Here is a 20,176-nt window from a genome sequence, read left to right on the forward strand (position 1 = left end):
CCGTCAAGACCTGCGTCACTCATGCACGTAGACAAAAGGGACTCAACTGACATCTACCGGGCGCGACATGGCACCCTCGTGAAAACTCGCACAAGGCCGCCCCCTACGATGGCCCCGTGCCAAACGAGAACCGAGGCGGCGTCGCAGGATTCGTGCGCAACCCGCTCGCCTTCATCGCCGAGCGCTGGACCCCTTCGCAGCGGATGCTTCAGCGCGCGGTCATCGCGTCGCTCGTGATGAACGTCGTGATCGTCGTGACGGGCGGCGCCGTCCGGCTGACCGGCTCGGGTCTCGGCTGCCCGACCTGGCCCAAATGCACCGACGACTCGCTCACCGCGACCGCCGAGATGGGCTTCCACGGCGTCATCGAGTTCGGCAACCGCCTGCTCGCGTACGTCCTGTGCGCGGCGGTCGGCTGGGCGATCATCGCGGCCCGCTCCACCAAGCCGCACCGCCGCAGCCTGACCCGGCTCGGCTGGCTGCAGTTCTGGCTGGTCATGAGCAATGCGGTGCTCGGCGGCATCGTGGTGCTCGTCGGCCTCAACCCGTACACCGTGGCCGCCCACTTCCTGCTCTCCACGACCTTGATCTCGGTCGCCACGGTGATGTGGCAGCGCGCCCGCGAGGGCGACGCGGCACCCCGCCCCCTGGTGGGCAAGGCGGTACGCCAGCTCGTGTGGTTCCTGACCGTCGCGGCCGGGCTGCTCATCGCCGTCGGCACGGTGGTCACGGGCGCGGGACCGCACGCGGGCGACTCCAGCGAGGTGCACCGCATCCCGCTGAACTGGGAGGACGTCTCCAAGCTGCACGCCGTCCTGGCCTGGGTCGTGGTCTCGCTGACCTTCGCCCTGTGGTTCGTCCTCAAGGCGGTCGACGCCCCGCCGGGACCGCTGCGCCGCACCCGCGACCTGTTCCTGGTCCTGCTCGGCCAGGGCGCCATCGGCTACGTCCAGTACTTCACGGACCTCCCCGAGGTCCTGGTCGCCGCCCACATGCTCGGCTCGTGCCTTGTCTGGATCGCCATCATCCGCGTCCTGCTCTCCCTGCGCGAACGCCCTGCTCCGGCACTCGACCTCCCGGCGCAGCAGGACGCCCCGGTACCCGCGGCACGCTGACCGCCGCGGCCGCCTCCCGCGCGCGGACCCCGTAGACCCGCTCCGCGTTCCCCGCCGCGATCATCCCCGCGACCCGCTCCGCGTCCGTCCGCGCCCACGCGCCGTCCGCGACCCAGCCCCCGAGCACCCGCGCGAGTGCCTCGCGGAAGGCGCGCGCGGCGACCACATGGAGTTCGGGCAGACCGCGGGCCGCGCTGGAGAACAGCAGCTTCCCGAACGGGGCCAGCTCCAGGAGTTCCGCGAGCACGGCCACGCCGCGGGCGCCCGAGCGACCCAGCGCCGGGCCGAGGTCCGCGTAGACGTGCGGGAAGACGCCGGCGAGGTGCGCGGCCTGGCGGTGGTGCGGGTAGCCGTGCAGAAGCACCAGGTCGGTGCCGAGGCCCGCCGTCGCCCGCGCGAAGCGCGTCACATAGGTGCTCGGATCGCCCGCCCCGGTGTGCAGTTGGAGCGGCAGCCCGCTGGCCACCGCGATCCACAGCAGGTGGCGTAACAGCACCGGATCCTTGAGCCTGCCGCCCACCTGACGCCCGGCCAGCCACCGCCCGGCGGCCCCGCGCACCTCGCCGGCGTCCGGCGGTTCGGGGGCGAGGGCGAGTCCGTGGCGTACGCCGGCGACCGAGGTGAACGCGACGGCACCGGCCGCCGCTCCGTGCACGGACTCCGCGAGGTTGGCGAGGAAGGACTCCACGGTCCCCGAGGTGTCCGCCACCTGCTCGGCGAGCAGTTCCAGCCGGACGATCTCGTGCGCCGACGCGCCGCCGCAGGCCGCCAGCTCGGCCGGTCCCGTCAGATCGTCAGGGAGCCCGGTGTCCACCAGATAGGTGGTGATGCCGCTGCCCCGCAGCAGCCGCCGTCCGGCCTCCACCACACCGAGCTCGCGGCGCCGCGCCAGATAGTGGGGTGCGGGGCAGTGCGGTTCGAGGTCGAGAAGAGGCGGACACCAGCGGCGGACGGCGAAGCCGGTCTGGGTGTCGAAGAAGGTCGTGCCGGGGGCGGGCGGGCCCTCCCCCCGGCCGAGGTGCGCCTCGAACGTGCCGAGCCCGAGCTCGGTGCGCAGCACGCCGTGGCAGTACTGGTCCACCAGGGACGGGGTGTCGATCATCGGGGCTCCCTGTGCTGGACCGTTGCCTTCCTACGGTCCTAACGCGGGAGCCCCGCCCCAGGTGTTGCCAAAGCCTGTTCTCAGGCCTTGTTCTGCGGGCCGCCGACCTGGATTCCGGCCATCCGCTTCCATTCGTACGCGCCCGTCCTCACGCGCAGCGCGAACTCACCGTCGAAGTCCTCGTGCACGGTGACCCCGGCCTTCTCCACCGCGCTCAGGGCCACGTCGTGGCTCGTGGCGAACGCGTCGCCCCATGCGCCGTCCTGTCCGACGAGCACGATCCGCGTGCCGCGCTCGCCCACGTGGGCGAGCTGCGCCTCGGCCCCGCCATGCTGCTTGGCGAAGGCGCCGATCCGCTTGGCCAGCTTGGCCGCGGTGCGCTCTTCCTTGGTGTTCCGGACCGCCGCGTCCGTACCCGCCGTCTCCGTCTTGGTCTCTGCCATGAACAGGATGCTACCGACGGGTAGTTCAACGCGCGACGCCCGGGCCACGTGGCCTGGACCACGTGCCCGGGCGTCCCGGAAAAAAGCGTCAGCGCAGGAAGGGGTCCACGGCCACCGCGATGAACAGCAGCGACACATACGTGATCGACCAGTGGAAGAGGCGCATCTCCTTGAGCTTCGCGCCGGTGACCTCGGCCTTCGCCCGGTTCTGCAGGGCGTGCGCCTCCCACAGCCACAGTCCGCCCGCGAGCAGCGCGACCAGCGTGTAGAACCAGCCGGTGTAGCCGAGGGGGGTCAGGAGCAGCGAGGCGCCGACCATCACCCAGCTGTAGAGGACGATCTGCCGGGCGACGACCTTGTTGGAGACGAGCACCGGGAGCATGGGCACGCCCGCGCGGGCGTAGTCGTCCTTGACCTTCATGGACAGCGGCCAGTAGTGCGGCGGCGTCCAGAAGAACATGACGAGGAAGAGGATGACCGGCGCGTACGACAGCGAGTTCGTGACCGAGGACCAGCCGATGAGGACGGGCATACAGCCCGCGATGCCGCCCCAGACGATGTTCTGCGAGGTCCGCCGCTTCAGGATCATCGTGTAGACGACCGAGTAGAAGACGAGGGCGCCGAGCGCCAGCCAGGCCGAGAGCCAGTTGACCGCGAAGCCGAAGAGCAGTGTGGAGCCGATGGCGAGGGCGATACCGAAGGCGAGGCACTCGTTCGGGCTCACCATGCCGGTGACCAGCGGACGCTGCGACGTGCGCTCCATGAGCGCGTCGATGTCGCGGTCGTACCACATGTTCAGGGCGTTGGCCCCGCCCGCCGACAGATAGCCGCCGAGGCAGGTCACGAGGACCAGCGACAGATCCGGCACACCCTGCTCGGCGAGGAACATCACCGGCACGGTCGTGATGAGCAGCAGCTCGATGATCCGCGGCTTCGTCAGCGCAATGAACGCCATGACGCGGGCCTTGAACGGCCGGTGGTTCGCACCGGATGCGTCCAGTGCTCCCGCAGGACGGGATTCGACGGCCGTCACGCACACCCCTGACAGAGACTCCCAGCGAGCACCTGGGCATCCGTCGATGTGAACACCCGGTAAAGGCTCGCGCGTACCAGGCCACTGTAGAGGTTGGCCATACCTCGGCCTTCGCGGGGGTGGGTCGTGTTGGCCCACGGGCGCATTCGGCGGTCCGGCGGCCTTCCGGAGGCGGATCCCGCCGGTCCCCCGCACCCTGGAATAAGTCGAAAAGATGCACGGCTTAACGCCTGTAGGCTCGACCGCGGGGCCTGGCGGGCAGCACGCCGGGCTCCGTACCCGGCCGCGCGCACGCCGCCGGATTCGACATGTGGAGCATGTGGAGAGGAGCCCTGACCCAGGGTGAGCACCAAGCCGACCACCACAGACCTCGAGTGGACCGACCTTGATCAGCGTGCCGTTGACACGGGACGTGTCCTGGCCGCGGATGCCGTACAGAAGGTCGGCAACGGCCATCCCGGTACGGCCATGAGTCTGTCCCCCGCCGCGTACACCCTCTTCCAGAAGGTGATGCGGCATGACCCGGCCGACCCCGAGTGGGTGGGGCGCGACCGCTTCGTGCTCTCCGCGGGTCACTCGTCGCTGACCCTGTACGTCCAGCTCTACCTGGCCGGCTTCGGCCTGGAGCTCGACGACCTGAAGGCCTTCCGCACCTGGGGCTCGAAGACCCCCGGCCACCCGGAGTACGGCCACACCGCCGGCGTCGAGACCACCACGGGTCCGCTGGGCCAGGGTGTCGCCAACGCCGTGGGCATGGCGATGGCCGCCCGCTACGAGCGCGGTCTGTTCGACCCCGAGGCGCCGGCCGGCGAGTCGCCGTTCGACCACTTCGTCTACGCCATCGCCGGTGACGGCTGCCTCCAGGAGGGCATCTCCGCCGAGGCCTCCTCGCTCGCGGGCCACCAGAAGCTCGGCAATCTGGTGCTGCTGTGGGACGACAACCACATCTCCATCGAGGGTGACACGGAGACCGCGATCTCCGAGGACACCGTCAAGCGCTACGAGGCGTACGGCTGGCACGTCCAGCGCGTCGAGCCGAAGGCCGACGGCGACCTGGACCCCGAGGCGCTGTTCCACGCGATCGAGGCCGCGAAGGCGGTGACCGACAAGCCGTCGTTCATCGCGATGCGCTCGATCATCGCCTGGCCCGCGCCCAACGCGCAGAACACCGAGGCCGCGCACGGCTCGGCGCTCGGCGACGACGAGGTGGCCGCCACCAAGCGCGTCCTCGGCTTCGACCCGAAGCAGAGCTTCGAGGTGGCCGACGAGGTCATCGGCCACACCCGCAAGGCACTTGAGCGCGGCGCCCAGGCCAAGGCCGAGTGGGCGAAGACCCTCGACGCGTGGCGCACCGCCAACCCGCAGCGCGCCGCCGAGTTCGACCGGATCAACGCGGGCGAGCTGCCGGCCGGCTGGGAGGCGAAGCTCCCCGAGTTCGAGACCGGCAAGGGTGTCGCCACGCGTGCCGCCTCCGGCAAGATCCTGCAGGCGCTCGGCGCGGTGATCCCAGAGCTGTGGGGCGGTTCGGCCGACCTCGCGGGCTCCAACAACACCACGATCGACAAGACGAGTTCCTTCCTGCCCGCGGGCAACCCGCTGCCGGAGGCCGACCCGTACGGCCGCACGATCCACTTCGGCATCCGCGAGCACGCGATGGCCGCGGCCATGAACGGCATCGCGCTGCACGGCCACACCCGTATCTACGGCGGCACCTTCCTGGTGTTCTCGGACTACATGCGCAATGCGGTGCGCCTGTCGGCCCTGATGCACCTGCCCGTCACGTACGTGTGGACGCATGACTCCATCGGTCTCGGCGAGGACGGCCCGACGCACCAGCCGGTCGAGCACCTGGCTGCCCTTCGCGCCATCCCCGGCCTCAATGTCGTACGCCCCGCGGACGCCAACGAGACCGCGATCGCCTGGCGCGAGATCCTGCGCCGCGGCAAGCGCGAGTACCCGGTCAGCGCCCCGCACGGTCTGGCCCTGACCCGTCAGGGTGTGCCGACGTACGAGCGCAACGAGGATGCCGCCAAGGGCGGTTACGTCCTGTTCGAGGCTTCCAAGGAGACCCCGGACGTCGTGCTCATCGCCACCGGTTCCGAGGTCCAGCTCGCCGTCGGCGCGCGCGAGGCCCTGGAGGCCGAGGGTGTGGCCACGCGCGTCGTCTCGATGCCGTGCGTCGAGTGGTTCGAGGCCCAGGACCAGGCGTACCGCGACAGCGTGCTGCCGCCGTCCGTGAAGGCCCGGGTCGCGGTCGAGGCCGGCATCGGTCTCACCTGGCACCGCTTCGTCGGGGACGCCGGCCGCATCGTCTCGCTCGAGCACTTCGGTGCCTCGGCCGACGGCAAGGTGCTCTTCGAGGAGTTCGGTCTGACCGCCGACGCGGTCACCGCCGCCGCCAAGGAATCTCTCGCAGCCGTTCAGCGCTGACGCCCATAGACGCTTCATACGACACGTAGGAGATGCAATTTCCATGACAGACGCACTCAAGCGCCTCTCCGAAGAGGGCGTCGCGATCTGGCTGGACGACCTGTCGCGCAAGCGCATCACGTCCGGCAACCTGGCCGAACTCATCGACCAGAGCCATGTCGTGGGCGTCACGACCAACCCGTCGATCTTCCAGAAGGCGATCTCTTCCGGTGACGGGTACGAGCAGCAGCTCGCCGACCTCGCCGCCCGCAAGGTCACCGTCGACGAGGCCATCCGCATGATCACCACCGCGGATGTGCGGGACGCCGCCGACATCCTGCGCCCGGTCTTCGACGCGACCGACGGCCAGGACGGCCGGGTCTCGATCGAGGTCGACCCGCGCCTGGCGCACAACACGGCGGCCACGGTCGCCGAGGCCAAGCAGCTGGCGTGGCTGGTCGACCGGCCGAACACGCTCATCAAGATCCCGGCCACGAAGGCGGGTCTGCCGGCCATCGCGGAGACGATCGGCAAGGGCATCAGCGTCAACGTCACGCTGATCTTCTCGCTCGAGCGCTACCGCGAGGTCATGGAGGCCTACCTGACGGGTCTGGAGCAGGCCAAGGCCAAGGGCCTCGACCTCTCGAAGATCCACTCGGTGGCCTCGTTCTTCGTGTCCCGCGTGGACAGCGAGATCGACAAGCGCCTCGACGCGCTCGGCACCGACGAGGCCGCCGCCCTCAAGGGCAAGGCCGCGCTCGCCAACGCGCGGCTCGCGTACCAGGCGTACGAAGAGGTCTTCGGCACGGACCGCTGGGGCGCCCTGGAGAAGGCCGGCGCCAACAAGCAGCGCCCGCTGTGGGCCTCGACCGGCGTCAAGGACCCCGCGTACAAGGACACGCTGTACGTGGACGACCTCGTCGCGCCCGGCACGGTGAACACCATGCCGGAGGCCACGCTCGACGCGACCGCCGACCACGGCGAGATCGTCGGCAACACCATCGCCGGCACCTACGAGCAGGCCCGCGCCGAGCTCGACGCCGTCGAGAAGCTCGGGATCTCGTACGACGACGTCGTCCAGCTCCTGGAGGACGAGGGCGTCGAGAAGTTCGAGGCGTCCTGGAACGATCTACTCAAGTCGACCGAGGCGGAGCTCGCCAAGCTCGCCCCTTCGGAGGGCTGACACCTTGACCGCACTCGGAGCGAATCCGCTCCGTGACGCAGCGGACCGACGGCTCCCGCGTATCGCGGGGCCGTCGGGCCTGGTGATCTTCGGCGTCACGGGCGATTTGTCGCGCAAAAAGCTGATGCCCGCCGTCTATGACCTGGCCAACCGCGGTCTGCTGCCGCCGGGCTTCTCGCTCGTCGGCTTCGCCCGGCGCGAATGGCAGGACGAGGACTTCGCGCAGGAGGTGCACGACGCCGTCAAGCAGCACTCGCGGACCCCGTTCCGCGAGGAGGTCTGGCAGCAGCTCATCCAGGGGATGCGCTTCGTCCAGGGCGACTTCGACGACGACGACGCCTTCGAGACGCTGAAGGCGACCATCGAGGACTTGGACAAGAAGCAGGGCACGGGCGGGAACTTCGCGTTCTATCTGTCCGTACCGCCGAAGTTCTTCCCCAAGGTCGTCCAGCAGCTCAAGAAGCACGGGCTCGCGGACCAGGCGGGCGACTCGTGGCGGCGTGCCGTCATCGAGAAGCCCTTCGGGCACGATCTGGCCTCCGCCAAGGAGCTCAACTCGATCGTGCACGAGGTGTTCAAGCCGGACCAGGTCTTCCGGATCGACCACTACCTCGGCAAGGAGACCGTCCAGAACATCCTGGCGCTCCGCTTCGCCAACACGCTCTTCGAGCCGCTCTGGAACCGGTCGTACGTCGACCACGTGCAGATCACGATGGCCGAGGACATCGGCATCGGCGGCCGCGCCGGCTACTACGACGGCATCGGCGCCGCCCGCGACGTCATCCAGAACCACCTGCTGCAGCTGCTCGCGCTGACCGCGATGGAGGAGCCCGCCTCCTTCGACGCGGACGCGCTCGCGGCGGAGAAGACCAAGGTGCTCGGCGCGGTGAAGCTGCCCGAGGACCTCGCGACCGGCACTGTCCGCGGCCAGTACACGGCCGGGTGGCAGGGCGGCGAGAAGGTCATCGGGTATCTGCAGGAGGACGGGATCAACCCCGCCTCGAAGACCGACACCTACGCCGCGGTGAAGCTGCAGATCGACAACCGGCGCTGGGCGGGTGTGCCGTTCTATCTGCGCACCGGCAAGCGGCTCGGCCGCCGCGTCACCGAGATCGCGGTGGTCTTCCAGCGGGCGCCGCACTCCCCGTTCGACCACACGGCGACCGAGGAGCTGGGCCGTAACGCCCTGGTCATCCGCGTCCAGCCGGACGAGGGCGTGACCGTGCGCTTCGGATCCAAGGTGCCGGGCACGTCGATGGAAGTACGGGACGTGTCCATGGACTTCGCGTACGGCGAGTCCTTCACCGAGTCGAGCCCCGAGGCGTACGAGCGCCTCATCCTCGACGTCCTGCTCGGCGACTCCAACCTCTTCCCGCGTACGGAGGAGGTCGAGCTGTCCTGGAAGATCCTCGACCCGGTCGAGCAGTTCTGGGACACCAACGGCAAGGCCGCCGAGTACCAGGCGGGCACCTGGGGTCCCGCCGAGGCGGACGAAATGCTCGAACGAGACGGACGGAGCTGGCGTCGGCCATGAAGATCGACCTCACGGACACCACCTCCAGCAAGATCAACAAGGCGCTCGTGCAGGGCCGCCGCGCGATCGGCACGCCGGCCGTCGGCATGGTCCTCACCCTCGTCATCGTCACCGACGAGGAGAACGCCTACGACGCGCTGAAGGCCGCGAGCGACGCGTCGCGCGAGCACCCCTCGCGCACGCTCGTCGTCATCAAGCGCGTCTCGCGCACCCCGCGCGACCGCACCACCTCCCGCCTCGACGCGGAGGTACGGGTCGGTGCGGACGCGGGCACGGGCGAGACGGTGGTGCTCCGGCTGCACGGCGAGATCATCAACCACGCCCAGTCCGTGGTGCTCCCGCTGCTGCTCCCGGACGCCCCCGTGGTCGTCTGGTGGCCGGTCAACGCACCGCTGTCGCCCGCCACCGACCCGCTCGGTGCGCTGGCCCAGCGTCGTGTCACCGACACGTACGCGGCGGAGCAGCCGATCCACGAACTGACCGCGCGCGCCGAGACGTACACCCCCGGCGACACGGATCTGTCGTGGACCCGCATCACGCCGTGGCGCTCGATGCTGGCCGCCGCGCTCGACCAGGTCACCTGCAAGGTGAACGAGGTCGAGGTCGAGGGCGAGGAGTTCAACCCGAGCTGCGAACTGCTCGCGATGTGGCTCGCGGACCGGCTGCAGGTGCCCGTGCGGCGCTCGCTGTCGGCGGGACCCGGGCTCACGGCGGTACGGATGAGCACGGACTGCGGTCCGATCACGCTCGACCGCGCCGACGGTTCGCTCGCGACGCTGTCCATGCAGGGCCAGCCCGACCGTGCCGTGGCGCTGAAGCGCCGCGAGACGGCCGAGCTGATCGCGGAGGAGCTGCGGCGCCTCGACCCGGACGACACCTACGCCTCGGCGCTGAGGTTCGGTGTGGAGCGGCTCGGGGCGGTCGTGCCCGCGGGCGGAACCGGATCGGCTTTGGCCGACTCGGCCTCCGGTTCGCCTTCGACCACTTCGAACGGCTCCGCTCCGTCCGGTGCGGAGGGCTCCTCGCGTCCGAGGCAGCAGGCGGACTCCGCGCAGCAGGCGGCCTCGGACGAGGCGGCGCCCAAGCCGCAGCCTCCGCTGCCGCAGGAGCCCCGGAAGGCCTCGGGGGCGAAGGCGAAGTGACCGTCTCCCCGCAGCTGGTCGTCCACCGGGACAAGGACCTGATGGCGCAGGCCGCCGCGGCCCGGCTGCTCACGAAGATCGTGGACGCGCAGGCCGCCCGCGGCGCCGCGTCCGTGGTCCTCACGGGCGGACGCAACGGCAACGGTCTGCTGGCCGCGCTCGCCGCCTCACCCGCACGGGACGCGATCGACTGGTCGCGGCTCGATCTGTGGTGGGGCGACGAAAGGTTCCTCCCCGAGGGCGACCCGGACCGTAATGTCACGCAGGCCCGTGAGGCCCTGCTCGACGCGGTGCCGCTCGACCCGGCGCGGGTGCACGCGATGCCCGCGTCGGACGGAGAGTACGGCGACGACGCGGACACGGCCGCCGAGGCCTACGCCGCCGAACTGGCCGCCGCCACCCGGCCCGAGAACCACTCCGAGGTCCCGTCCTTCGACGTGCTGCTGCTCGGCGTCGGACCGGACACGCATGTGGCCTCGCTCTTCCCGGAGCACCCGGGCGTGCGCGAGACCGAGCGGATGGTGATCGGGGTGCACGGCGCTCCGAAGCCGCCGCCCACCCGGATCTCGCTGACGCTTCCCGCGATCCGCTCGGCCCGCGAGGTCTGGCTGCTCGCGGCGGGCGAGGACAAGGCGAAGGCCGCGGCCATCGCACTGTCCGGCGCGGGCGAGATCCAGGCGCCGGCCGCCGGTGCCTACGGGCGGGCGCGCACCCTGTGGCTGCTCGACGCGGCGGCGGCCTCCCAGCTGCCACGCGAGCTCTACCCGCCGTCGCTGGCGTGACGTGACGCCCGGATGAACCCCGACGTCCAGTCGCTGCTCGCCAGGCAGTCCCCCGCGGTCGCGGAGACCGCCTGGCGGGTGGTCGGGCTGATCCTGGAGCTGTATCCGGACGCGGTGGTCACCGTGGACGGCGGCGACATCGGCTTCGGCGCGGGCAGCGGCTACAAGGGCCTGGTCTTCGTGGTCTCCCCGCACACCGCGTGGGTGACCCTGGGCCTGGCGAACGGCGCGGCGCTGCCGGACCCGGAGGGACTCCTCCAGGGTAAGGGCAGGGTCCACCGTCATGTGAAGCTGCACGCCGCTGCGGACGTGGACCGTCCGGCGTTGCGTGCGGTGATGGGTGAGGCCGTGGCGCGGCGGGGTTGAGCCCCCTCCGGCCGCGCCGCATCAACTTCCGTACGGATTACGGGCGTTGGGCCCGGCGTTGACCCCATAGGGATTCCCCGGAGGCGGACCGTACGGAGCACCCTGTCCCGGCCCGTACGGCGGGCGCGCCGGCGGGACCGTCGGCTGGGTCCGTACATGCGGGTGGGCGCGCAGCCGGATGCCGTGGTGGCGGCGCAGGCGGCTCATCTCGAACCAGGCGATCCCCGTCACCGTCAGGGGCGCGCCCAGGATGAACAGGACGCCCGCCGCGAGACCGAGACCGTGCAGGTCGCCGGTGAGCAGATCAGGCAGGGCCATCAGCCAGCTGGTGACCGTGGCGAGCAGCGGCGGCAGACAGCGGTGGATGGCCGCCGTACCGAAGAAGTTGCCGTTGACCTGGATGGCCGCCTGGGCGAGGAAGATCAGCGACCAGATGCCGCCGAACGCCATGAAGAACGAGAACGCCAGGCCACCGCCACCGTTGCGGTTGCTGTACGCAGCGGCCAGCGACAGCACGCCGAGAATCACGACCAGCGCGGCGACGAAGGAGAGCAACACGCGCAGTGAGCCCAGGAGCGGGGACCTCAAGGCACCCACCGGTCCGCTGCGGCGCCACACGAGCAGCATCGCACCGACCGTGACCGGGGTGATGACCAGGAGGACGAGGCCGGCGATGAGCACGTTCTCCATGACCTGCTCGAAATCGAAGCCGCGCACCACGAACATGTACACGCCGACCGTCGCGATCATTCCGGCGATGATCCGGTAGCGCTTCAGCCGGTCGGCGAGCGGATCGATCGAGTCCGGGATCCAGGACGGATGGAAGAGGGCGTAGGCCGCACCTCTGGGCCACCAACGCGACGTCTCCGCCGCGCTGCGCCGATACCCGTACCGCCGTCGCACCATGCTCACTCCCCCGAGCGTCGTTCCCTGAAGATCACAGATCACAGGTCCGCGATCTTAGCGGTCCACGGGGAAGGGTGGACTCCGGATCCAGGAGACGCGCTTGCCGGCCCGCACGCGCTCAGGCTTCAGGCCGCCTGATAGCTCGCGCCGTCCTTCGTACGCTGCAACAGCCCGCCCTCGACGCAGTACCGGCGCAGCATCGCGATGTCGTCGTGCACGGTGGCGAAGCGCTGGTTCACCTCGGGCTCGGTGTACGGATGCGCCTCCTCGAAGAGAGTCCGCACCAGGTACGCGAGCAGCTCATGCCGCACGGCGGGCCGCATGGGCATGGAGCGGAGCCGTCCCTCCACGAAGAAGGGGCGCAGCTCCTTGGGGATGCCCTGGTCCTCGCCCTGCGTCTCGGCCGCGAGGGCCTCCTGGAAGACGGCGGCGTCCGCCTTGTACGACCCGTCGGGCAGCGGCTCGATCAGCCCGGCCTTGATCAGCCGGGCGAGCTGCTTCTGCCCGTGTTTCCCCGCGGCGGCCTCGGCCGCGTCCCCGAAGCGGACGATGCTCGCGTACAGCTTCAGACGGTCGGGATCGGCGAGGGCGGACAGCAGCTGCCGGCTCATGGCGGGCCTTCCTGGTGAGGCAGAGGACCGCAGCAGTCTCACCCGGCGGCGCGCCGCCGCGCACCCGATTAAACCGGGCACGCGGCGGCGGCGCGATCGGCCCGGCGGACCGGGCCCTCGGTCAGCGCCCGCGCAGCTCGCGGTACTTGGCGACCAGGGCCTGCGACGAGGCGTCCAGACCGGGCACCGCGGCGCCTTCGGTCAGGGCGGGCTCGACCCGCTTGGCGAGCACCTTGCCGAGCTCGACGCCCCACTGGTCGAAGGAGTCGATGTTCCAGACCGCGCCCTGCACGAACACCTTGTGCTCGTAGAGGGCGATCAGCTGGCCGAGCACGGACGGGGTGAGCTCGGAGGCCAGGATCGTGGTCGTCGGGTGGTTGCCCTTGAACGTCTTGTGCGCGACCAGCTCCTGCGGCACCCCTTCGGCCCGCACCTCGTCGGGCGTCTTGCCGAACGCCAGCGCCTGGGTCTGGGCGAAGAAGTTGGCCATCAGGAGGTCGTGCTGGGCGACAAGGCCCGGCAGCAGATCGTCGACCGGCTTGGCGAAGCCGATGAAGTCGGCCGGGATGACCTTCGTGCCCTGGTGGATCAACTGGTAGTACGCGTGCTGCCCGTTGGTGCCGGGCGTGCCCCAGACGACCGGGCCGGTCTGCCAGTCGACGGGGTTGCCGTCGCGGTCCACGGACTTGCCGTTGGACTCCATGTCCAGCTGCTGGAGGTACGCGGTGAACTTGGACAGGTAGTGCGAGTACGGCAGCACCGCATGCGACTGCGCGTCGAAGAACGCCCCGTACCAGACCCCCAGCAGGCCGAGCAGCAGCGGTGCGTTGGCCTCGGCGGGCGCGGTGCGGAAGTGCTCGTCGACGAGGTGGAAGCCGTCGAGCATCGCGCGGAAGTTCTCCGGGCCGATCGCGATCATCAGCGAGAGACCGATCGCCGAGTCGTACGAGTAGCGCCCGCCGACCCAGTCCCAGAACTCGAACATGTTCGCCGTGTCGATGCCGAATTCGGCGACCTTCTCGGCGTTCGTCGACAGGGCCACGAAGTGCTTGGCAACGGCCTCCTGGCCGGCCTGCAGCCCGGTGAGCAGCCAGTCGCGCGCCGAGGTGGCGTTGGTGATCGTCTCGATGGTGGTGAAGGTCTTCGAGGCGATGATGAAGAGCGTCTCGGCCGGGTCCAAGTCCCGTACGGCCTCGTGCAGATCGGCGCCGTCCACGTTGGAGACGAAGCGGACCGTGAGGTCGCGCTGGGTGAAGGAGCGCAGCACCTCGTACGCCATCGCGGGGCCGAGGTCGGAGCCGCCGATGCCGATGTTGACGATGTTCCTGATGCGGCGGCCGGTGTGGCCGGTCCACGCGCCGGAGCGGACCTTCTCGGAGAACGCGCTCATCTTGTCGAGGACGGCGTGCACCTGCGGCACGACGTTCTCGCCGTCGACCTCGATCACGGCGTCACGCGGGGCGCGCAGCGCCGTGTGCAGCACGGCGCGGTCCTCGGTCGTATTGATCTTGTCACCGCGGAACATCGCGTCGCGCAGCCCGGACACGTCCGTGGCCACGGCCAGTTCGCGCAGCAGCGCGAGGGTCTCGTCGGTGACGAGGTGCTTGGAGTAATCCAGGTGCAGATCACCGACCTGCAGGGTGTAACCGGTGCCGCGCCCGGGGTCGTTCGCGAAGAGATCGCGCAGATGCGTCTCGCCCAGCTGGTCCCGGTGCTTGGCCAGCGCGGCCCACTCGGGCGTCTGGTTCAGTCGCGTACGGTCACTTGCGTTCATCTCGGACTTCCAGCCTTCTTCTCGTCCTGAGCACTCCGTCGAAGTGCTGCGCCCCGCTGCCTCCCCAACCTAATTGATCAGCCGTCGGTTTGAGACGTCTGTCCGGTGGCGTGGGGGTTACGCCCCGGGGTCGGGGACGCCGGTGATCACTCCCCGGAGCCGGTGACCTCGGTCCGGACGGGAAGCAGCACTCCGACCGCGGCCACGAACACCGCCGCCGCGAGCAGCACCGGCGCGTTCAGACCCCAGGCCGTGGCCACCACTCCGCCGAGCAGGGCGCCCAGCGGTGCCCCGGCCACCGCGAGGGTGCGGTAGGCGGCACTGATCCTGCCCAGCATCTCCCGCGGGCTGCGCTCCTGCATCAGGGTGCGCTGGCTGACGTTCCATACAATGCTCATGACGCCGAAGACCGCCAGGCTCACCAGCGCCGCCCACAGGGCTCTGACCAGTCCCATTGCGAGCAGGCAGGCCAACTGCACGATCCCGGCGACGAGCACGCTCCGCAACCGTCCGAGCCGCGCCGCGAGCCGCCCGGCGACGAGGCCGCCGGCCACACTGCCCGCCGAGAACGCGGTGAGGGCGGCCGCATAGCCGCCGTCCCCGGCGTCCAGCCACCACTTCACGTGCAGGACCAGGGTGGCGATCAGCGCCCCCATGCCGATGTTGCTGAGCGTGGTCGCCCAGCACAGGGCCCGCAGCGTCCGGTCCCGCCACAGCGCCCGTACGCCCTCGGCTATGTCCCCGCGCAGGGTCGCGCCCGCGGGGCGGCGCGCCCGCGCGGGGGCCGGTATCCGCAGGGAGGCGATCAGGAACGCCCCGATCACATACGTGGCCGCGTCCACCCCGTACGGCAGCGCGATCCCGCCCGCGAGCAGCACGGGCACCAGCGGCGCGGCCACGAAACCGCCCGCGATCTGCTGCCCGGTCATCAGCCGCGCGTTGGCGCTGCCGAGCGCGGTCTCGGGCACGAGGGAGGGCAGCAGGGCCGTGGCGGCGTTGTCGAAGAGCGTCTGGAGGGTGGTGAGCAGAAAGGCGAGGGCGATGAGCAGCGCGATCGAGGCGTGACCGAGAGCGACGGCCAGGGCGAAGGCCGCCATGAGGACGCCCCGTACGACATCGACGGCCCACATCGCACGCCGCTGGTCCACGCGGTCCGCCACCGCGCCGCCGAGCAGCCCGAACAGCAGCCACGGCAGATAGCCGCACGCACTCACGAGCGTGATCAGGAGCGGATCGTCGGTGAGCGAGGCGGCGAGCAGCGGCAGGGCAGCAGTCCGCAGAGAGTCACCGAACTTGGACAGCACCGCGGCCGTCCACAGCCGTCCGAACCCGCCCCGCCACGTGGGCACTTGCACGCCCATGGCCTCGACTGCCGTCACAACTCCCCCTTCGGTTCCATGGATCGAAACCGTAGAGGCCGCCACTGACAATCGGCCCGGGCGCACGCCCCAAGCGGTACAAAACAGGTCCGGCCGGGCACTCCGAAGGAGACCGGCCGGACCTCGAGTTCTAGATTTCGCCCCGCAGTTTCGCGAGCGCCTCGGCAAGGATCGCCTCGCCGTCCGCATCGCTGCGCCGCTCGCGCACATAGGCGAGGTGCGTCTTGTACGGCTCGGTGCGCGGCGGGTCCGGCGGATTGTCCCGGTCCTGCCCCGCGGGGAAGCCGCAGCGTGGGCAGTCCCAGGTGTCGGGGACCTGCGCGTCGCTGGCGAAACTGGGCTTCGTCTCATGTCCGTTGGAGCACCAGAAGGAGATGCGCAGGCGGGGCGCTGACTCGCCTCGCTCGGCTTCGCCCATCGGCCCCGCCCCGACCCGACTTCCACGGATCGCGTTGCCACTTGCCACGGTCGTAACTCCCTGCGTAACGGTGCTGCAGTTGCCCACCGGCGGCTGCGCCGCGGGTGCCACCAGCCTGAGCCAGTCTATGAAGGCCCAACGCGCGTCCAGTGATTGGAGTTACACCCCCACCCCGAGACGTACGCCCCATATTAAGCACACGTAAGTTCCGGTGTGGACAGGGAGACCAAGTCCCACCCGACAAGGGGGCACAGCAAAACGGGCAGCCGCCTCGAAAAACGAGGCAGGCTGCCCGAAGAGCGAAGTCCGCGGAGAAAAGCCGCAGAATTCCGCGTCAGCTGTCCAGCTTCATCAGCAGGCCGAGCACCACAATGCAGGCGAACCAGAGCAGACCGACCACGACAGTGATCCGGTCGAGGTTGCGCTCCGCGACGGAGGAGCCACCGACGGAGGACTGCATACCGCCACCGAACATGTCGGAGAGGCCGCCGCCCTTCCCCTTGTGCATCAGGACAAGGAGCATCAGCAGCAGGCTGAAGACGATCAGGGCGATCGAGAAGCCCATAACCACGGCTGGACCAACTTCCTCGGATTCGGACAGAACGCGTACGCGATGCCGTACGACATCGCGTACGGAGCAACATACGCGACGACGGGGGCCGCCCCTCGCAGAGGGAGCAGACCCCCGTCAGGGTACCGGACCTTACTGGTCGCGGAACCGGACGATCTTGACGAACTCGTCGGCGTCCAGCGCCGCGCCGCCCACCAGGGCACCGTCGACGTCGGGCTGCGCCATGATCGCGGCGACGTTGCCGGACTTCACGGAGCCGCCGTACTGGATCCGGACGGCGTCGGCCAGCTCCTGCGAGTACAGCTCGGCCAGGCGCCCGCGGATCGCACCGCAGACCTCCTGGGCGTCCTCGGGGGTGGCGACCTCGCCCGTGCCGATGGCCCAGACCGGCTCGTACGCGATCACGATGGACTCGGCCTGCTCGGCCGGGATGTCCTTCAGGGCGCCGTCGACCTGGTTCAGCGTGTACTGGACCTGCTGGCCGGCCTTGCGGATCTCCAAGCCCTCGCCGACGCACAGGATCGGCGTGATGCCGTGCTTGTAGGCGGCCTTGACCTTGGCGTTGCAGATCTCGTCGGTCTCGTTGTGGTACTGACGGCGCTCCGAGTGGCCGATGGCCACATAGGTGCACTTCAGCTTCGAGAGCATCGGGCCCGAGATCTCGCCGGTGTAGGCGCCGGAGTCGTGCGCCGAGATGTCCTGGGCGCCGTACTTGATCTTGAGCTTGTCGCCGTCGACCAGCGTCTGGACACCGCGCAGGTCGGTGAAGGGCGGCAGGACGGCGACCTCGACGGCCTCGTAGTCCTTGTCGGCGAGCGCGAAGGCGAGCTTCTGGGTGTGGGCGATGGCCTCGAGGTGGTTGAGGTTCATCTTCCAGTTGCCCGCCATGATGGGCGTACGCGTCATGATCTTCACTTCTCCAGTGCTACGAGGCCGGGGAGGGACTTGCCCTCGAGGTACTCAAGGGAGGCGCCGCCGCCGGTCGAGATGTGGCCGACCTTGTCCTCGCTGAAGCCGAGGATGCGGAACGCCGCGGCCGAGTCGCCGCCGCCGACCACGGAGAACGCGTCGGATTCGACGAGGCCCCGGGCCACGGCACGGGTGCCGTTCGCGAAGTCCTTGTGCTCGAAGACGCCCATCGGGCCGTTCCAGAACACGGTGGCGGCGTCCTGCAGCTTGGCAGCGTACAGTTCCTCGGTCTTCGGGCCGATGTCGAGGCCCTCCTGGTCCGCCGGGATGGCGGTGGCGGCGACGGTGTCGGGGTGCACGTCGACCTGGTTCTTCAGGTCGGGGAAGTCCGCCGAGACCCGGACGTCGACCGGGAGCAGGAACTCGACGCCCTTGTCGGCGGCGCGCTTCAGGTAGTCCTGGCAGGCCGGGATCTGGTCCTTCTGCAGCAGCGACAGGCCGACCTCGTAGCCCTGGGCGGCGAGGAAGGTGTACGCCATGCCGCCGCCGATGAGGATGCGGTCGGCCTTCTCGATGAGGTTGTCGATGACGGCCAGCTTGTCGGAGACCTTGGCGCCGCCGAGCACGACCACGTACGGGCGCTTCACGTCGTCCGTGAGCTTCTTGAGGACGCCGACCTCGGTGGCGATCAGATAGCCGGCGGCGTGCGGGAGGCGGGCCGGCAGGTCGAAGACCGAGGCGTGCTTGCGGTGCACGGCGCCGAAGCCGTCGCCGACGTAGATGTCGGCGAGTGCGGCGAGCTGGTCCGCGAAGGCGCCGCGTTCGGCGTCATCCTTGGAGGTCTCGCCGGCGTTGAAGCGCAGGTTCTCGATGACGGCGACCTGGCCGTCGGCCAGGCCTGCGACGACGCCCTGGGCGGACTCGCCCACCGTGTCGGTCGCGAACGCGACGTCGGCGCCGAGGAGTTCACCGAGGCGCGTGGCGGCGGGGGCCAGCGAGAAGGCGGGGTCCGGGGCGCCCTTGGGGCGGCCCAGGTGCGAGGCGACGACCACGCGGGCGCCCGCGTCGGCCAGCGCCTTGACGGTGGGCGTCACGGCGCGGATGCGGCCGTCGTCGGTGATGGTGGTGCCGTCCAGCGGCACGTTGAGGTCGGCGCGGACGAAAACCCGCTTCCCCGCGACCCCTTCGGCGAGCAGTTCGTCGATCGTCTTCATGACTCAAGGACTCCTTGGGAGAACAACAAGGGAAAACTACAGGCCAACGGGGCCCGGCCGGCACGCGATCCGCGCGCCGCCCGAGCCCCGTTGCTCACTTCGAGGTGCCTGATGGAGGATCAGCGACAGCTCAGAGCTGGCCGCCGACGAACTCCGTCAGGTCGACGAGGCGGTTGGAGTAGCCCCACTCGTTGTCGTACCAGCCGAGGATCTTCACCGTCTTGCCCTCCTGGACCATGGTCATGGAGGAGTCGAAGGTGCAGGAGGCCGGGTCGCTCACGATGTCCGAGGACACGATCGGGTCCTCGGTGTAGAACAGGCGGCCCTTGAGCGGGCCGTCGTCCGAGGCCTTCTTGAACGCGGCGTTGACCTCGTCCTTGGTGACCTCGCGCTGCAGCTCGACGACCAGGTCCGTGGCGGAGCCGGTCGGGACCGGCACGCGCATGGCGATGCCGTCGAGCTTGCCCTTGAGCTGCGGGAGCACGAGGGCGGTGGCCTTCGCGGCACCGGTGGTCGTCGGGATGATGTTCTCCGCGGCGGCCCGGGCGCGGCGCAGGTCCTTGTGCGGGAAGTCCAGGATGCGCTGGTCGTTGGTGTAGGCGTGGACCGTCGTCATCAGACCCTTGACGATGCCGAAGTTCTCGTCGAGCACCTTGGCCATCGGCGCCACACAGTTGGTGGTGCAGGAGGCGTTGGAGATGACGTGGTGGTTCGCCGGGTCGTACTGGTCCTGGTTGACGCCCATCACGATGGTGATGTCCTCGTCCTTGGCCGGAGCCGAGATGAGGACCTTCTTGGCGCCGCCCGCGATGTGCTTGGCGGCGTCCTCCTTCTTCGTGAAGATGCCGGTCGACTCGATCACGATGTCGACGCCCAGGTCGCCCCACGGGATGTCGGCAGGGTTGCGCTCGGAGAGCACCTTGATGGTGTGGCCGTCGACCGTGATCGTGTCGGCGGTGTGGGTCACCTCGGCCTTGAGGCGGCCCAGAATCGTGTCGTACTTCAGGAGGTGTGCGGTGGTCGCGGTGTCACCCAGGTCGTTGACCGCGACGACCTCGATGTCCGCGCCCTGCTCGAGAAGCGCCCGGAAGTAGTTGCGGCCGATACGACCAAAGCCATTGATGCCTACGCGGATCGTCACGAACCGATCTCCTCGTTGGTACGCCGGACTGTCCGCCGGCGAGCTGTATGGGATGTCCCCGACCGCCTTCGACCCTACCTCTCCGGAGCCCTTCGGGTGACATCGAGCAGGTCCGTACGAGTAAGGAGGACCCGCACCGGTTCG

Annotated in this window: 19 protein-coding genes; 7 read left to right on the top strand and 12 right to left on the bottom strand. The window is 69.8% G+C overall.

All coding sequences use genetic code 11. From position 1 onward, the window contains the following. Positions 1-116 precede the first annotated feature (116 nt). A complete protein-coding gene (locus tag ACIBI4_RS16060; protein WP_399204493.1) occupies positions 117-1,115 on the top strand; it encodes a heme A synthase in 999 nt (332 codons plus the stop codon). On the opposite strand, the gene ACIBI4_RS16065 is transcribed toward ACIBI4_RS16060, so the two are convergent. The 3 genes from ACIBI4_RS16065 to ACIBI4_RS16075 all read right to left on the bottom strand — a co-directional run bounded on the left by ACIBI4_RS16065 (position 1,024) and on the right by ACIBI4_RS16075 (position 3,699). After that, positions 1,024-2,217: an amidohydrolase family protein gene (locus ACIBI4_RS16065; protein WP_399204494.1), complete on the bottom strand. Its 1,194-nt coding sequence runs from the start codon at positions 2,215-2,217 to the stop codon at positions 1,024-1,026. The genes ACIBI4_RS16060 and ACIBI4_RS16065 overlap by 92 nt on opposite strands. An 80-nt stretch (positions 2,218-2,297) precedes the next feature. Next, positions 2,298-2,660, bottom strand: coding sequence for a hypothetical protein (locus tag ACIBI4_RS16070; protein WP_399204495.1), 363 nt, complete (start codon positions 2,658-2,660; stop codon positions 2,298-2,300). Between the two features lie 88 nt (positions 2,661-2,748). Beyond that, on the bottom strand, positions 2,749-3,699 hold the full coding sequence (locus ACIBI4_RS16075; RefSeq protein ID WP_399204497.1) for a heme o synthase: 951 nt from the start codon (positions 3,697-3,699) through the stop codon (positions 2,749-2,751). 336 nt (positions 3,700-4,035) lie between these two features. On the opposite strand from ACIBI4_RS16075, the gene tkt reads away from it, so the two are divergent. From tkt to ACIBI4_RS16105, 6 genes are read left to right on the top strand one after another with little or no spacing between them, the layout of a single operon-like run. Then, positions 4,036-6,123, top strand: coding sequence for a transketolase (gene tkt, locus ACIBI4_RS16080; protein WP_399204498.1), 2,088 nt, complete (start codon positions 4,036-4,038; stop codon positions 6,121-6,123). A gap of 43 nt (positions 6,124-6,166) precedes the next feature. Further along, on the top strand, positions 6,167-7,285 hold the full coding sequence (tal, locus tag ACIBI4_RS16085; protein WP_399204499.1) for a transaldolase: 1,119 nt from the start codon (positions 6,167-6,169) through the stop codon (positions 7,283-7,285). Positions 7,286-7,289: 4 nt separating this feature from the next. After that, on the top strand, positions 7,290-8,819 hold the full coding sequence (gene zwf / locus ACIBI4_RS16090) for a glucose-6-phosphate dehydrogenase (protein ID WP_399204500.1): 1,530 nt from the start codon (positions 7,290-7,292) through the stop codon (positions 8,817-8,819). Further along, positions 8,816-9,961 carry a glucose-6-phosphate dehydrogenase assembly protein OpcA gene (gene opcA / locus ACIBI4_RS16095; protein WP_399204501.1) on the top strand — a complete coding sequence of 382 codons (1,146 nt, stop codon included), beginning with the start codon at positions 8,816-8,818 and terminating at the stop codon, positions 9,959-9,961. Before zwf ends, opcA begins: the two co-directional genes overlap by 4 nt. Continuing rightward, entirely contained in the window at positions 9,958-10,743 is a 786-nt protein-coding gene (gene pgl / locus ACIBI4_RS16100) for a 6-phosphogluconolactonase (RefSeq protein ID WP_399204502.1), read from the top strand. The genes opcA and pgl overlap by 4 nt, the downstream gene beginning before the upstream one ends. 12 nt (positions 10,744-10,755) lie before the next feature. Beyond that, a complete protein-coding gene (locus ACIBI4_RS16105; RefSeq protein ID WP_399204503.1) occupies positions 10,756-11,109 on the top strand; it encodes a DUF1801 domain-containing protein in 354 nt (117 codons plus the stop codon). Positions 11,110-11,130: 21 nt separating this feature from the next. Here the strand turns inward: ACIBI4_RS16105 and ACIBI4_RS16110 are convergent, their stop codons facing one another. From ACIBI4_RS16110 to gap, 9 genes are all read right to left on the bottom strand, one after another. Beyond that, positions 11,131-12,015 (bottom strand): hypothetical protein, encoded by an 885-nt coding sequence (locus ACIBI4_RS16110; protein WP_399204504.1) that lies wholly within the window; start codon positions 12,013-12,015, stop codon positions 11,131-11,133. A 125-nt stretch (positions 12,016-12,140) separates the two neighbouring features. Continuing rightward, complete coding sequence (locus tag ACIBI4_RS16115; protein ID WP_399204505.1) at positions 12,141-12,626, bottom strand: DUF2087 domain-containing protein; 486 nt, start codon at positions 12,624-12,626, stop codon at positions 12,141-12,143. A gap of 121 nt (positions 12,627-12,747) precedes the next feature. After that, on the bottom strand, positions 12,748-14,400 hold the full coding sequence (gene pgi / locus ACIBI4_RS16120; RefSeq protein ID WP_399204507.1) for a glucose-6-phosphate isomerase: 1,653 nt from the start codon (positions 14,398-14,400) through the stop codon (positions 12,748-12,750). 146 nt (positions 14,401-14,546) lie between these two features. Then, positions 14,547-15,779: an MFS transporter gene (locus ACIBI4_RS16125; RefSeq protein WP_399204508.1), complete on the bottom strand. Its 1,233-nt coding sequence runs from the start codon at positions 15,777-15,779 to the stop codon at positions 14,547-14,549. Positions 15,780-15,909: 130 nt separating this feature from the next. After that, on the bottom strand, positions 15,910-16,197 hold the full coding sequence (locus ACIBI4_RS16130) for an RNA polymerase-binding protein RbpA (protein ID WP_214660934.1): 288 nt from the start codon (positions 16,195-16,197) through the stop codon (positions 15,910-15,912). A gap of 334 nt (positions 16,198-16,531) precedes the next feature. After that, positions 16,532-16,762, bottom strand: coding sequence for a preprotein translocase subunit SecG (secG, locus tag ACIBI4_RS16135; RefSeq protein WP_018848634.1), 231 nt, complete (start codon positions 16,760-16,762; stop codon positions 16,532-16,534). Between the two features lie 138 nt (positions 16,763-16,900). After that, positions 16,901-17,677, bottom strand: coding sequence for a triose-phosphate isomerase (gene tpiA, locus ACIBI4_RS16140; RefSeq protein ID WP_399204815.1), 777 nt, complete (start codon positions 17,675-17,677; stop codon positions 16,901-16,903). Between the two features lie 2 nt (positions 17,678-17,679). Next, positions 17,680-18,891 carry a phosphoglycerate kinase gene (locus tag ACIBI4_RS16145; protein WP_399204509.1) on the bottom strand — a complete coding sequence of 404 codons (1,212 nt, stop codon included), beginning with the start codon at positions 18,889-18,891 and terminating at the stop codon, positions 17,680-17,682. A gap of 130 nt (positions 18,892-19,021) precedes the next feature. After that, on the bottom strand, positions 19,022-20,032 hold the full coding sequence (gap, locus tag ACIBI4_RS16150) for a type I glyceraldehyde-3-phosphate dehydrogenase (RefSeq protein ID WP_399204510.1): 1,011 nt from the start codon (positions 20,030-20,032) through the stop codon (positions 19,022-19,024). Positions 20,033-20,176 lie beyond the last annotated feature (144 nt).

This window comes from Streptomyces sp. NPDC050418, assembly GCF_044458745.1.
GTDB lineage: Bacteria > Actinomycetota > Actinomycetes > Streptomycetales > Streptomycetaceae > Streptomyces.

Excerpts from the sequence above, each read along its gene's own strand:
- ACIBI4_RS16065 (WP_399204494.1), bottom strand. The coding sequence starts at position 2,217 with ATGATCGACACCCCGTCCCTGGTGGACCAGTACTGCCACGGCGTGCTG.
- ACIBI4_RS16070 (WP_399204495.1), bottom strand. The coding sequence starts at position 2,660 with ATGGCAGAGACCAAGACGGAGACGGCGGGTACGGACGCGGCGGTCCGG.
- tal (WP_399204499.1), top strand. The coding sequence starts at position 6,167 with ATGACAGACGCACTCAAGCGCCTCTCCGAAGAGGGCGTCGCGATCTGG.
- opcA (WP_399204501.1), top strand. The coding sequence starts at position 8,816 with ATGAAGATCGACCTCACGGACACCACCTCCAGCAAGATCAACAAGGCG.
- ACIBI4_RS16105 (WP_399204503.1), top strand. The coding sequence starts at position 10,756 with ATGAACCCCGACGTCCAGTCGCTGCTCGCCAGGCAGTCCCCCGCGGTC.
- ACIBI4_RS16110 (WP_399204504.1), bottom strand. The coding sequence starts at position 12,015 with ATGGTGCGACGGCGGTACGGGTATCGGCGCAGCGCGGCGGAGACGTCG.
- ACIBI4_RS16115 (WP_399204505.1), bottom strand. The coding sequence starts at position 12,626 with ATGAGCCGGCAGCTGCTGTCCGCCCTCGCCGATCCCGACCGTCTGAAG.
- pgi (WP_399204507.1), bottom strand. The coding sequence starts at position 14,400 with ATGAACGCAAGTGACCGTACGCGACTGAACCAGACGCCCGAGTGGGCC.
- ACIBI4_RS16130 (WP_214660934.1), bottom strand. The coding sequence starts at position 16,197 with ATGGGCGAAGCCGAGCGAGGCGAGTCAGCGCCCCGCCTGCGCATCTCC.
- secG (WP_018848634.1), bottom strand. The coding sequence starts at position 16,762 with ATGGGCTTCTCGATCGCCCTGATCGTCTTCAGCCTGCTGCTGATGCTC.
- ACIBI4_RS16145 (WP_399204509.1), bottom strand. The coding sequence starts at position 18,891 with ATGAAGACGATCGACGAACTGCTCGCCGAAGGGGTCGCGGGGAAGCGG.